The 12,375-nt window shown below is 68.4% G+C and carries 17 protein-coding genes and 1 tRNA gene; 11 read left to right on the plus strand and 7 right to left on the minus strand.

Annotated features, from left to right (window positions below; all coding sequences use genetic code 11):
• Positions 1-31 precede the first annotated feature (31 nt).
• Complete coding sequence (locus NI1_RS08495; protein WP_067816500.1) at positions 32-751, plus strand: C40 family peptidase; 720 nt, start codon at positions 32-34, stop codon at positions 749-751.
• Between the two features lie 98 nt (positions 752-849).
• On the plus strand, positions 850-1,821 hold the full coding sequence (locus NI1_RS08500; protein ID WP_067816503.1) for an SMP-30/gluconolactonase/LRE family protein: 972 nt from the start codon (positions 850-852) through the stop codon (positions 1,819-1,821).
• On the opposite strand, the gene NI1_RS08505 is transcribed toward NI1_RS08500, so the two are convergent.
• On the minus strand, positions 1,770-2,429 hold the full coding sequence (locus NI1_RS08505) for a TetR family transcriptional regulator (RefSeq protein ID WP_067817964.1): 660 nt from the start codon (positions 2,427-2,429) through the stop codon (positions 1,770-1,772). The two genes, NI1_RS08500 and NI1_RS08505, sit on opposite strands and share 52 nt — an antisense overlap.
• 241 nt (positions 2,430-2,670) lie before the next feature.
• Between NI1_RS08505 and NI1_RS39175 the strand changes: the two genes are divergently transcribed.
• The 3 genes from NI1_RS39175 to NI1_RS08520 all read left to right on the plus strand — a co-directional run bounded on the left by NI1_RS39175 (position 2,671) and on the right by NI1_RS08520 (position 4,957).
• On the plus strand, positions 2,671-3,381 hold the full coding sequence (locus NI1_RS39175; protein ID WP_067816505.1) for a GbsR/MarR family transcriptional regulator: 711 nt from the start codon (positions 2,671-2,673) through the stop codon (positions 3,379-3,381).
• Between the two features lie 123 nt (positions 3,382-3,504).
• Positions 3,505-4,371 carry an alpha/beta fold hydrolase gene (locus tag NI1_RS08515; protein ID WP_067816508.1) on the plus strand — a complete coding sequence of 289 codons (867 nt, stop codon included), beginning with the start codon at positions 3,505-3,507 and terminating at the stop codon, positions 4,369-4,371.
• On the plus strand, positions 4,358-4,957 hold the full coding sequence (locus NI1_RS08520) for a TetR/AcrR family transcriptional regulator (RefSeq protein ID WP_067816511.1): 600 nt from the start codon (positions 4,358-4,360) through the stop codon (positions 4,955-4,957). Before NI1_RS08515 ends, NI1_RS08520 begins: the two co-directional genes overlap by 14 nt.
• A 17-nt stretch (positions 4,958-4,974) precedes the next feature.
• Here NI1_RS08520 and NI1_RS08525 read toward each other — a convergent pair whose 3' ends face one another.
• Both NI1_RS08525 and NI1_RS08530 read right to left on the minus strand, forming a co-directional pair.
• Positions 4,975-5,256, minus strand: coding sequence for a hypothetical protein (locus tag NI1_RS08525; protein ID WP_067816514.1), 282 nt, complete (start codon positions 5,254-5,256; stop codon positions 4,975-4,977).
• A gap of 36 nt (positions 5,257-5,292) precedes the next feature.
• On the minus strand, positions 5,293-5,607 hold the full coding sequence (locus tag NI1_RS08530) for a hypothetical protein (protein ID WP_067816516.1): 315 nt from the start codon (positions 5,605-5,607) through the stop codon (positions 5,293-5,295).
• A 156-nt stretch (positions 5,608-5,763) separates the two neighbouring features.
• Here NI1_RS08530 and NI1_RS08535 point away from each other — a divergent pair, with 156 nt between their 5' ends.
• A complete protein-coding gene (locus NI1_RS08535) occupies positions 5,764-6,279 on the plus strand; it encodes a YbhB/YbcL family Raf kinase inhibitor-like protein (RefSeq protein WP_067816520.1) in 516 nt (171 codons plus the stop codon).
• Positions 6,280-6,310: 31 nt separating this feature from the next.
• Here the strand turns inward: NI1_RS08535 and NI1_RS08540 are convergent, their stop codons facing one another.
• Positions 6,311-6,757: a MarR family winged helix-turn-helix transcriptional regulator gene (locus tag NI1_RS08540; protein WP_067816523.1), complete on the minus strand. Its 447-nt coding sequence runs from the start codon at positions 6,755-6,757 to the stop codon at positions 6,311-6,313.
• 76 nt (positions 6,758-6,833) lie between these two features.
• Between NI1_RS08540 and wrbA the strand changes: the two genes are divergently transcribed.
• On the plus strand, positions 6,834-7,487 hold the full coding sequence (wrbA, locus tag NI1_RS08545) for an NAD(P)H:quinone oxidoreductase (RefSeq protein WP_067816525.1): 654 nt from the start codon (positions 6,834-6,836) through the stop codon (positions 7,485-7,487).
• A gap of 23 nt (positions 7,488-7,510) precedes the next feature.
• Positions 7,511-8,926, plus strand: coding sequence for an MFS transporter (locus tag NI1_RS08550; protein ID WP_084522960.1), 1,416 nt, complete (start codon positions 7,511-7,513; stop codon positions 8,924-8,926).
• Here NI1_RS08550 and NI1_RS08555 read toward each other — a convergent pair.
• Together NI1_RS08555 and NI1_RS08560 are read right to left on the minus strand one after the other, a co-directional pair.
• The gene (locus NI1_RS08555; RefSeq protein ID WP_067816528.1) at positions 8,891-10,144 is read right to left on the minus strand and encodes a serine hydrolase domain-containing protein; all 1,254 of its coding nucleotides are present in this window, start codon (positions 10,142-10,144) and stop codon (positions 8,891-8,893) included. The two genes, NI1_RS08550 and NI1_RS08555, sit on opposite strands and share 36 nt — an antisense overlap.
• 84 nt (positions 10,145-10,228) lie before the next feature.
• A complete protein-coding gene (locus tag NI1_RS08560) occupies positions 10,229-10,729 on the minus strand; it encodes a CGNR zinc finger domain-containing protein (RefSeq protein ID WP_067816530.1) in 501 nt (166 codons plus the stop codon).
• A gap of 25 nt (positions 10,730-10,754) precedes the next feature.
• Between NI1_RS08560 and NI1_RS08565 the strand changes: the two genes are divergently transcribed.
• From NI1_RS08565 to NI1_RS08575, 3 genes are all read left to right on the plus strand, one after another.
• Complete coding sequence (locus tag NI1_RS08565) at positions 10,755-10,931, plus strand: hypothetical protein (protein ID WP_245663132.1); 177 nt, start codon at positions 10,755-10,757, stop codon at positions 10,929-10,931.
• A 232-nt stretch (positions 10,932-11,163) separates the two neighbouring features.
• Complete coding sequence (locus tag NI1_RS08570) at positions 11,164-11,631, plus strand: hypothetical protein (protein WP_157535012.1); 468 nt, start codon at positions 11,164-11,166, stop codon at positions 11,629-11,631.
• A gap of 132 nt (positions 11,632-11,763) precedes the next feature.
• Entirely contained in the window at positions 11,764-12,222 is a 459-nt protein-coding gene (locus NI1_RS08575) for a hypothetical protein (RefSeq protein WP_157535013.1), read from the plus strand.
• Between the two features lie 57 nt (positions 12,223-12,279).
• Here the strand turns inward: NI1_RS08575 and NI1_RS08580 are convergent.
• A tRNA-Ala gene (locus NI1_RS08580) sits at positions 12,280-12,352 on the minus strand.
• Between the last annotated feature and the right edge of the window lie 23 nt (positions 12,353-12,375).

Raw genomic sequence — 12,375 nt, forward strand, 5'->3', positions numbered from 1 at the left:
AGCTTTCACGGCTGGATCGGAGGACCGCAACATGGAATCGATCGGTGACAGACAGAGGCTCCTGGACTTCTTGCCCCGAGTGAGCTGGAAGGCGCTGGCCGCAGTGCTGCTGGGAGCAGCGGGTGTGGCAGTGGCGCTGATGTGCACGGCGGGCGAGGCCCAGGCGCGGCCGGTGAGTGTGCCCGGTATCGGCGAATTCGAAGTACCGAACGAGATCGCCGAGGTGGCCGCGAATTTCGGATTCCGTCCCGTGACGATTCCCGGGGTGGCAGAGGCCGACGCCGCGCAAATGGCGGCGGTGCCGGAATTCGAATCGATGAGTTCGGTGCCGCCCCTGCTGACCGGAATTCCCGGCGTGACCCCTGCGCCGCCCACGACTTTCGAGGCCGCCCCCGCGACCATGCCGAAGACCAATGGCGAACGCGCCGTCGAAGCCGCCCGTTCCCGGATCGGCTCCGATTACCGCGCGGGTGGCAACGGCCCGGACTCCTTCGACTGCTCGGGTCTGGTGCAGTGGTCCTACGCGCAGGCGGGTGTGGATCTCCCGCGCACCAGCTATTCGCAGCTGAATGCCGGCACCCCGGTATCCCTCGACGAATTGCAGCCGGGCGATCTGGTCTCCTACTACGGCGGCGGGCACTCCGCGCTCTACGCCGGCGAGGGCAAGGTCATTCACGCCTCGACCTACGGCAGCGGCGTAATCGTCTCGGATATGAACAATATGCCCGTGAGTGGTGCGCGCCGCTTCTGAAGCGAGGATCCTGTCACGGGTAAAGCCCCCTGAGCGATAACCGATTTACCCCTGAACCGGGGTGGCAACACTTCGATCGACCGAATCCGAGGTGCGGAATGAGCACGAGGCAAGCTCTCCTGGCGGCCCGCCATCCACTGGCGATCACCCTCGCGACCCTGACTTTCGCCGCGCTGAGCGTGATGACCGGCGCACCCGCGCAGGCCGCGCCGGTGTGCGCGGGCGCGGGGCAGCCGACCGTCACGGTCGGCGTGGTCGGCGGCGCGGCGCTGGAAGGTCTGACCGTGGACGCGGCGGGCCGGGCGTTCACCACCGATCTGTGGTCCGGCCGGGTGTATCGAATCGATGCCCCGGGTGCGCCGCCGGTGCCGATCGCGTCCGTGCCCAGTGGCGGCGGTGGCGCGCTGGCCTGGACGCCGGACGGGAAACTGCTGGTCGGCTACGGCGCGGACGCCCGGGTATTGTTCGGCGACTCCATCCGGCACGCCGGGATCGTGAAGGTGGATCCGGATACCGGTTTCACCGAGCCGTATGCGAGCGGTTTGAGCGCGGCCGACGGCATGGATGTGGCCGGCGACGGAATCGTCTATGCGACAAACGATTTCGGGAACCTGATCGGCCGGGTGTATCCGAACGGTGCGGTGCAGGCGGATTGGGGCAGTCTGCCCAGCGCCAACGGTGCGGTGCTCTCTCGCAATGACGATTTCCTTTACGTATCAAGGACTTTCGTCAACCCGGGGGTGAGCCGTATTCCGACCAACGCCCCGTGGGCCCCGCAATCACTACTGGATCTGGGCGGCGGTGACTACTTCGCCGCGCCCGACGGCCTCACCCTGGATTCGCTGGACCGTCCCGTGGTGCCGCTGAACCCATCGGGTCAGGTGGTGCGTATCGATGCCCCGCAGCAGTTCTGCGTCCTCGGCTTCGGCCCACAGCTCACCAGCGTGCTGAGCTACGGCCGTGGCAGCCAGGGCTTCTCGGCGGGCCGCCTGTTCGGAGCCACCTTCACCGGCCAGGTCTACGAGATCCCCGGCGGCTTCGATCCGGACGCGCGTACCGCCACACCCTGATCCGCGCCGGCCGGTTCGGAGAGCAGGCCCACGATCATGGCGATGATGTGCTCCTGCGCTTCGGCCCGGTCGGCCGCGGTCTCGAATTCCTGGCGCTCGTAGTCGGCCAGCAGCGCGAACATGACGGTGCTCATGGCCTTGAGCCGGTATCGCCGCATGGCCGGGGAGAGCGCCGCCATGGCCCGGTAGATCCGGGTGACCAGCACGCGGGTGGCGGACCAGCGCGGTTCGTGCAGATCGGGTCCGCTCACGGCCGGGTGCGTGCGGGCCTGTTCGAGGAAGCGCGCGTAGTGCGTGGATCCTTCGCGGTAGGGCACATCGAACATGGGCCGCACCAGGATTCCGACCAGCGCCGCCACCGTGTCGGGCGCGTCGGCGGCTTCGTGATCGGCGAGCAGTTCGGTGCGCCGGGATTCCAGTGCGGGCTGGTGCCGTTCGATGATGGCGCCGATGAGCCCGTCGCGGGAGCCGAAGTGGTAGTGCACGGCGGAGTTGTTGCGCTGCCCGGCGGCCACCGCGATATCGCGCAGCGCGACGTCGGGGCCGCGTTCGGCGATGGCGCGCTCCCCGGCGAGCAGGATGAGTTCCCGGGCGTCTGGGCTGGTCACCGGGACACTATAGGACGGGGCCGCGGGCAAGCCGTTCGAACAAGGGCGAACGCTACGTTGCGTTCACATTATTGATAATGAACGAATGAACACGAGAACGGTATAAAGCCAGGTAGATGGATTATACAAGTCGGCAATGATCGTGCAGTCCAAGGCAATTCGCCAGGTCGTGTGTTGCAATAAGTAGGCCCCGTTGCGCAAAGCTCGAGCCGCCTCGCCGCACTGATGAAGGAGAGCCGCCATGCCCGGAGGAAGACTCACGCCGGATGACCGGCGCCGCATCGCATCCGGGCTGGCGCAGGGGCTGGGCTATGCGGAGATCGCCCGGCAGCTCGGCCGGCCCACCTCCACCGTCAGCCGCGAGGTCACCCGCAACGGCGGGCCCGGGCGTTATCGGGCAGATCTGGCGCACGCCGCCACCGTGGTGCGTTCGCGCCGCCGGATTCCGCGCCCCAAACGGGTCGAAAAGGTCACCGGCGCAGACGAATACGGTCGCAGCTCGGAACAGATCGCCGAGTTCGGCGCGCAGTTCGGCGAGCTGTTCGCCCGGACCGGATTGCCCAAGATGGCGGCGGCGGTACTGGCGCGGCTGTATGCGGCCGACTCCGGCAGTGTGACCGCGGGCGAGCTGGTGCGGCACCTGAGCGTCAGTCCCGCAACGGTTTCCGCCGCGGTCGGCTATCTCGAGAGCCAGGAGCTCATTCGCCGGGAGCGGGATGCGGGCACCCGGCGCGACCGCTACTTCATCGACGAATCCGCCTGGTATCGGGCGACTATCGCGGGCGCCCGTGCCAACGAACTGCTCGCCGCCAAGGCGCGCGACGGCGCGGACTCGCTCGGCATCGCCACCCCGGCCGGGATGCGTTTGCTCGGCATGAGCGAATACCTCGATCAGGTCAGCCGGGACATGGTCCGCTCGGCGGAGCTCTGGCGGGCCAAACTGAGCCGCTGATCACGCCGAATCCCTTCGCCGACCGCTGTTTTCGCGGTGGCAGGGTTTCCGTATCCAGGTTTCTCATAGACATACATACGGTATGTATGTAACAGTGGAGGCACCCCAACCTTTGGAGACGCGATGGCTCTCAGCGCATCACTCGGCCGTGTGCAGCAGGTGGATCTCCCCGGCGGCCGCATCAGGTACTACGAAACAGGGGAGGGTGCGCCGGTCGTCTTCGTGCACGGACTCCTCGTGAACGCCGATCTCTGGCGCAAGGTGGTCCCCGGCATCGAGGCGGCCGGTTACCGCTGCCTCACCCCCGATTGGCCGCTCGGGTCGCATGAAATCCCGGTTCCCACAGCGGATCTCACTCCCACCGGAGTGGCCGATCTGATCTCGGCCTTCCTGGACCGCCTCGACCTCGCCGATGTCACGCTCGTCGCCAACGACACCGGCGGCGCGATCACCCAGGTCCTGCTGACCCGGGACCGCTCCCGCATCGGCCGCGTGGTGCTGGCCTCGGTCGACAGCTACGACAAGTTCCTGCCGCAACCGTTCAAGCTGCTCCCGCTGCTCGCCCGCATCCCGGGCGCGCTGCGGCCGCTCACCGAATCCATGCGCGTTCGCGCCCTGCATCGCAGCCCCATGGCCTTCGGCTGGGTGGCCAAACGCCCGGTTCCCCCGGAGATCGCCGATTCCTATCTGCTCCCCAGCCGCAATTCCGCCGCCATTCGAAAAGACCTGCGCCGCCTGCTGAAAACCCTGAACAATCGCTACACCCTGGAAGCCGCGAAACACTTCCCCGACATCGACATTCCGATCCTGATCGCCTGGGCGCGCGAGGAGAAACTCTTCCCCATCGCCGATGCCGAGCGCCTGGCCCGCGAATTCCCCACCGCGACCCTGCGTTTCATCGACGATTCCTACACCTTCCTCCCCGAGGATCAGCCCGAGTTGCTCACCCGGGCGATATTGGAGTTCACTCGGCTGCATGCCACGCCGTAGCCAGGAGGATCGCTCGCGCACCACCCGCGCCGCGCTCGAGGACGCCGGTCGCCGGCTGTTCACCGAGCGCGGTTTCGCGGCCACCTCCGCGCAGGACCTGGTCGCGGCGGCCGGCGTCACCCGGGGCGCGCTGCACCACCACTACGGCGACAAACGCGGCCTGTTCCTGGCCGTGCTCGAACAGCTCGAAGTCGAGATCACCGGCGAGATCGAATCCGCCATCGGCACAGTCGATCCCGACGACCTGCTGGGCGGCATGGCGGTCGGCCTCGATGTCTTCCTGGAGATCTGCCGCCGCCCCGCCATGCTCCGCATGATGCTCACCGATGCCCCCACCGTGCTGGGCTGGCAGGCGTGGCGCGACTTCGAGACCGAGCACAGCCTCGGCCTCATCACCGCCCAACTCGAGCGCGCCCGCGCCGCCGGTCTGATCACCGACGCCCCCATCCCCGTCCTGGCCCAGCTCCTGATCAGCGCGCTCAGCGAAGCCGCCCTCATCGTGGCGCACGCCGACGATCCGGAAACCGCCGGCGCCCAAGCCCGGCAATCGCTACTGCTGCTGATCGCCGGCATCCTGCGCTCCTGAGCGATACGCTCCGGCGCTCACAGCGCGGGCGACCCGGGTGGATCGGGCCGGAACTGTCCCACGATGGCTATGCCCGGGAACCGGCGGTGAATTCGTTCGACATAGCGGCGCAACTGCGATAGTTCGGCATTCAGTGATTGCCGGGCCTCGGGCGATGGCGCCGTCTGCATCCGGCGGATCAGCGTGGCGATTTGTTTCTCGAGTTCGCCGAGGAACACGCGCGCCTGAGCCGACTCGGGATCCTCATTGGCATCGGGATCGTCGAATCCCCTGTACTGCATAGCGCCGAAGTATTCCACGCCGGTTGCGGCCGCACCGGTCGAATCGAAGGCCGATCAGGCCGCCCGGCGATCCACCGCGGCCCACGCGGTCAGCGCCACCACGCTCGACACCACGGCCACCGACGGCCAGGCGCCGATCTTCTTGGCCAGCGGGTGCGAGGCGCCCATCGCCCCGATCGACAGCCCGGTCAGCGCCGCCGCTCCGCCGGTCCCGACGCTCTTGCGCCAGCGCGGCACCGCGGCCGCCACGCCCGCGCCGAAGACCACGCCACCGAGCTGCCGCTTCTTGGTGGCCTGCGCCAGCGCGAAGCCACCGGTGAGGCCGCCGGCCGCGAGCAGTGCGGTGGGAACCGAGGGAATCCGAGCCATATTCAACTACCTCCGACAGAAATTCGAGCGGGATTGCCCCATCCAGCATACGAATTCCGGCCGCCGCACCGATCGGCCCCGGATCCGGGGATATTCGCGCAGGTCCTGTTATGTTTCGCAACGCGGTGCCAGCCACTCCATCGAAAAGGAGTTCTCGTGCGCGCTGATCCATATGCCTATCTGCCCGACCTGCCCGGCTTCGCTTTGACTTCGGACGATATCGCCGACGGTGCGAGTCTGGGTGCCGCCCAAGCGGCCGCCTCGGTGGGCGGACTGGATATCTCGCCACAGTTGTCGTGGTCCGGATTCCCCTCCGACACCGAGAGTTTCGCCGTCACCGTCTACAGCCCGGACGCGCCCACGGTATCCGGGTTCTGGCACTGGTGCGTGGCGAATATTCCGCCCGATGTGACCTCGCTGCCCACCGGAGCCGGGGACGGGTCCGCGCTGCCGCCGGGTGCGGTCACGCTGCGGGCCGATGCCGGGGTGCCGCGATACACCGGGGCCGCGCCGCCGCCGAACACCGGACCGCACCGCTATTACATCGCGGTGCACGCGGTCGGCGTGGACACCCTCGGCGTCGACGAGTTCACCAGTGGCGCGGTGCTGGGGTTCAACCTGTTCGCGACGGCGCTCGCGCGGGCGGTCATCGTCGGAACCTATAGCGGCTGAACGGGTTCGGGGGAGTGCGGGGGAGGGCCCCTCACTGCACTCGGGAACGCCTGGTGTCGACATTGGCGGTCAAGGTGGTGAGCAGGCCGGGGAGTTCGGCGACGGTGGCGGCGGGCAGTCCGGTCACCGTTTCCTGTGCCAGCTCCCGCCATACCCGCTTGACCTGATCCACCAATTCCCTTCCGCTGTCGGTGAGTTCGACGATGCTCGCGCGCTTGTCGCCCGGGGCGGGGCTGCGGCGAATGTGACCGGAGGCTTCCAGCTTGCGGGTCATCAGGGTGACGCTGGGCGGTTCGCAGCCGAGGGCGTCGCTGAGCTGAGCCTGGATTCGCGGGCCGGTGCGGGCCAGTTCGAGCAGCAGCGCCTCTTGGCCCGGATGCAGGCCCAGCGGGGCCAGCAGTGCGGCGGCGCGCGCCCGGTGCCGCAGGGTCAGCAGGCGAATGGCCTGGTTGAGGGCATCGGCTTGCTCGAAGTCCACGGGCTCTCCTTGACAGGATTTAGTTACGTGAATAACAGTTATGTGCGTAACTAATTCTATACCGAAGGAGCCGGACATGGCCGTGCAGGTCGCCGTCATCTACTACAGCGCCACCGGCGCGGTGCGCGAACTCGCGCAGGCCGTCACCGAAGGCGCGGCCGCGGCCGGGGCGCAGGTGCGGCTGCGCCGGGTGGCCGAACTCGCGCCCGGCAGTGCCATCGATCAGAATCCGTTGTGGCGCAGGCATATCGAGGCGACGCAGGCGGTCGCCGAGGCGACGCTCGAGGACCTGGCCTGGGCCGATGCCTTCGCCTTCGGTACGCCGACTCGTTTCGGCGCACCGGCGGCGCAGCTCAAGCAATTCATCGACCAAGCCGGTGGTTTGTGGCGGGAAGGGCGGCTGGCGGACAAGCCGGTGACCGCGTTCACCTCGGCCTTCAATCGGCACGGGGGTAGCGAGGCCACGCTGCTGTCGCTCGCAAACGTGTTCTACCACTGGGGATCGCTGATCGTGCCGCCGGGCTTCACCGATCCGGCGATATCGGAGGCGGGTGGAAATCCTTACGGCACTTCACATGTGAGCGGCCCCGCCGGAGCAGGCCCGGATGCGGCGACGCTGGCGGCGGCCCGGTATCAAGGGCGGCGGCTGGCCGAGATCACCATCCGGCTGCTGGGGGAGGGGCGATCGCCCGATGCTTCCGAAGCCCTGGCCGTCGCGCGGAACGCATGACGCGGACCGGCGAGGAGAACGTCATGACGAGCGCCGAGGTTCGGCGGGCCGGACCACGCACGGCGGGACTGGTACTGGCGCTGGTGTGCGCCTGCCAGTTCATGGTGATCCTGGATTCGTCCATCGTGAATGTCGCATTGCCCTCCGTGCAGCGCGATCTCGGGTTCAGCGCGCCCGGACTGGCCTGGGTGGTGAACGGGTATCTGCTGACCTTCGCCGGATTCATGCTGCTGGGCGGCAGGGCGGCGGATCTGTTCGGTCATCGGCGGATGCTGGTGGCCGGGCTGTTCGTCTTCTCCGCCGCGAGCTTGGCCGGTGGACTGGCGACGAGTGCGGAGATATTGGTGGCGGCGCGCATCTCGCAGGGGGCGGGAGCGGCCATGCTGGCCCCGGCGACACTGGCGGTGATCAACACCGGTTTCACCGAACCCGGCTTGCGCGCAAAGGCTTTCGGGGCGTGGTCGGCGGCGGGCGGGGTGGGCGGCATGGCCGGGGCGATCGCGGGCGGCGCCATCACCACCGGGTTGTCGTGGCGGTGGGTGTTCCTGATCAATGTGCCGATCGGTGCGGTGCTCATCGCGGTGGCGCTGCTCGCGCTCGGCGAGAAGCGCACGGGTGCAAAGGAATCCCTCGACCTGCTCGGCGCGGTGACAGGCACGGCGGGCTTGGCCGCACTGATCTACGGGGTGATGCGAAGCGCCGAGGGCGGGTGGAACTCGGCAGCGGCCATCGGGCCGATCGCGGCGGGCGCAGTGCTGCTCCTGGCATTCGTGGCGGTCGAGGCGCGATTCGCCGCCCGGCCCATGATGCCCCTGCGGCTCTTCGGAATCCGGCGGGTGGCGGTGGGCAATGCGATGCTGCTGCTGTTCGGTGGAATCGCCATCGCCATGTGGTACTTCACCTCGCTGTTCCTGCAAAATGTGCTGGGCTACAGCGCCCTTCGCGCCGGTCTCGGACAGACGCCGGCGGCGGTGACGTTCCTGCTCGTCGCGCGGTCGGCGGCCACGCTGCTGCCCAGAACGGGCGTGCGTCCGCTGCTGATCGCCGGGGGCGTGAGCTTCCTGCTCGGATTCGGCCTGCTCGCACAGGCGCACGCGGATACCGGCTACCTCACCGGCTTCCTGGCGCCGACATTGCTCGTCGCGGTCGGTATCGGCGTGACCTTCCCGACGCTCATGGCCACCGCGACCGCCGACGCGCCCGAGGGTGACGTGGGCATCGTCGGCGGCCTGGCCAACACCGCCGCACAGGCCGGCGGATCGATAGGTCTGGCCGTGCTCGCCGCGGTCGCCGGGGCAGCCGGCGAGGCCGCCGCCCTGGCTATCGGCTACGACCGGGTGTTCGCGGTCGCGGCCGGGATCGGCGTGGCCCTCGCGCTGCTCAGCCTGCTGCTGCCCCGCACTTCACAGCGTGAAGACGCGGTCGGCGGGATCGAGTAGGCCGAACGTCGCGGAGATCTGCGCGCACAAGCGCGACGGCCGGTCGGTGTCGGAGGTGGCCTTACCGCTGGTGAGGATCGCCCCCGACAATCCGCGCGCCGGATCCGCCCAGCCGTACTGGGTGGTCAAACCGCTTCTGCCGAAATGGGATCCGGTGTGACGGCCGAATTTGGAGCGGCGTGCGCCGAGTTCGTAGCCCGCCCGGCTGACCCGTCCCGCGGCCCCGGGCATCCGGTCCGCGGGTCGTACCGCCGCCCGCAGGGTCTCCGGCCGCATGATCCGGACGCCATCCAATTCGCCACCGCGCGCGAGGATTTCGTAGAACCGCGACAACTCCCACGCCGTGGTCACCAGATTGCCCGAGGGCAATTCCGCGGTCAGGAAGGCCCGCGTCGCCGAGTCGGAGACCGCGCCGCCCATCCCGCCGCCGAGCGCGCGCTTGGCCAGATAGCTCCACACCCGCGACGGCCCCGGACCGACCTTCACGCTCGGCACCACCAACTCGACATCCTCGTCGCGGACCCCGAAGTTGTTCCAGCGGAACCCCAACGGCGTCAGCACCTGCTCGCTCAAATGCTCCCGCATCGGCTTGCCCGTGGCCCGTTGCACCAGCAACCGCTGGATCAACCCACTGGTCAGCGCGTGATATACCCGGAACCGGCCCGGCCGCCAGCTCGGCTTCAGATCCGCCAGCGCCCGCACCGCCAATTCCTCATCGGTGACGAGCTGATACCCCTTGTACGGCGGCGTCACGAACGGCACCCCCGCTGAATGCGACAGCACATCACCGATGGTGATGCCCGCCTTGCCATTGGCCGCGAACTCCGGAATGTACTGGCACACCGCATCTTCCAGCCGGAAAGCGCCTTGCTCCACCAGCATGACCATGAGCGCCGCCGAGACGCCCTTGGCGGTGGAGAACCCGCAGAACGGCATCTCGGTGGTGACCGGCACCCGCTCCGCATCCGGACCGTCACCCGGAGCATTGCCCCACGCGTGGCCGATCGCCCGATTCAGCACCACCCGCTCATTGCGGCGCAGACACACCTGAATCGCCGGCGTGGTACCCAGCCGATACCAATCCCGCACCGACTCCCACACCGCCTCGACCGCGGCGCGGCTGACCCCGGCCGCCGCCGGATCATCCTCGTGGCCGACGGCCGTCACCGCATCCAGGTCGGCGGCGATCGGCACCAGTGTGTCAACGGGAGCAACCATTCCGCCCAGGGTAGCGGCGTATCGAAACCGGAGCCGGCTGCTGCGCCCCAGGCCGACCGGCCGGATCTGAGTCGGCGGCCGATCTCAGGACGCGGCGCGCCGCCGATGCCGAGCCACGTGCACGCGGGTTGAGCAGCGGGTGGTGCAGAAGCGGCGCTTGCCGTTGCGGGAGGTATCGACGAATACGATCCCGCAGCCTTCGCGCGCGCAGCATCCGATGCGGGCCGGGTCCTCGCAGAACAGGGCGGCGAGGCCGAATGCGGTGTATGCCTTCACGCGTTCGTCGACGGGTGCGGTTTCGTCGGAGTAGTGCAGATGCGGTGCGCGGTCGTCGTGCACCGAAATGTAGGGCCGCCCAGCTGTTTTGGCGAGCAGCGCATTGAGCAGCTCGACCGATGGTGAGCGGAAGACCGCGTCCAGTTCCCGCGCCCACCGCCGTAATTCGGCGTCCTGCCGCCCATCGATGACCCCGATCGGTTTGTAGCCGCTGGCCGCGAGCAGCTCGCCGAGGTCCTGCTCCGGCCCCGCGTTCACCAGTCCCGCGGCCAGTTCGGCGGCCACCCCGCCGTAAGGGTTGAAATGCACTGACCCATTACATCAGCATGATGCCATGCCCGCCACCTGCCCCGCCTGCTCCTGGCCCACCCCCGAAACCATCTCCACCCACGGCAATATCCGCTACCTGCGCTGCGTCTGCGGCAAATGGCTCGTCGCGGCGGCCGAAGTGGTCTTGGCAACAGCCGGGACCAGCACCTTCGAAGCGGCCGGCGCCGACCTCGTACCCTGAAACCCGTACCACGACCCGCTCCGGTGCTCGGTGCGAACGGGTGTCGTGGTCTCGAGGGAGAATGTGGTCGTGAGCGACGCAAGCAAGTTGAAATTCGAAGATCGGCCCGGGGAACCGGCGGTCGTGGCACGCGCAGGTGCCGCGACGCCTGCCGGCGGCTAGTTCGATGTCCGATCAGGAGAAGCCGGGACGCGGTTCTTTACCGGGCCCCGGCGGCAACAGGTTCGATGCGGTGGAACGGTTACGCCGCAAGCTCGAGGGGATGAAAGCCGCGGAGGCCGGTCCGCGTGCGGGGGAAGACGACTCGAAGGTCATCCGGCTACCCCGGCGACCGCGACGCGCCACCGAAGAAGGGGGTGAGCCGCCGCGCCGGCCCTGGTTCCCGGAGGGTGGTTCGATTTACGATCCGGCGCCGACCAGGCCGGTGACGCGGTCGGAGCTGCAACGCGAGACCGGATGGTGGCCCGCCGATCAGGGCGCGGTGCCACCCCCTCCACCGGAGGGCGCCCGGGGCGAAGCCGAGCACGACGGGAGCGTCATCGATCTCGGCGCACTCCGCCGCAAACGTGCCGGTGAGGACGCCCCGGCCACCGGAAGGCGCCGCATGGCCAAGCCGCGCAGAATCGGTCCCACGGCAGGCGGGGATACCGAGGCCGGCAATCCGGAGGATGACAACCCCGGTCCCGCACCCCGCCGCTGAACACCGGCGGGGACCGTATGCCCCCGAAATCGGGGGCACCCCCATTGTCTGAAACTTGCACCTTTCACTATCTGTGAACGTTAGTGTTCGTGGATCCTCGTCCGAGGCGGACGAACCGGTGAAAGGCCTCCCATGACAACACCTTCGGCGCGCTACGCCAGATTCTCGGCAACCGCGGCCGCAGCCGTCGGCGCCGTACTACTGATGGCTCCGAACGCCGCCGCATCGTCCTGGGGCCAAGTGACGCTGAAGAACTCGTCCCCGGAAGTCGGCTGCTCCTACAAGGTGACCAGCGGCGACCTGGTCGGCGGCGGCAGCAGCACCTTCAACGGCATGAAGGTCACCTTCTACGACAACGGCACCGCCATCGGCTCCGGCACGGTCGGCTCCGGCGGCCTCTCCAGCGTCCTCACCGGCAGCCCCGCCACCGTCTCCTGGACCCCCAAAACCACAGGCCAACACGTACTCACAGCCACCTCCGAATACCTGGGCGGCACCCCCGGCAACGACCTGACCCCGCTGACCGTCCAGGTCACCGCCGCCTCAGCCACCGGCAGCTTCGGCTGCTCCCTGTCCAGCTTCTCCGGCTGACCCCGAACACGAAAAAACCCGCGAACCGAATCGAGTTCGCGGGCTGTTCGTGTGTTGTGGAGCTAAGGGGAATCGAACCCCTGACCTTCTCGATGCGAACGAGACGCGCTACCAACTGCGCTATAGCCCCGCGTAGTCCGTCTCCGGCCTGCG

The sequence above is a fragment of the Nocardia inohanensis NBRC 100128 genome (genome assembly GCF_001612945.1).
GTDB lineage: Bacteria > Actinomycetota > Actinomycetes > Mycobacteriales > Mycobacteriaceae > Nocardia > Nocardia inohanensis.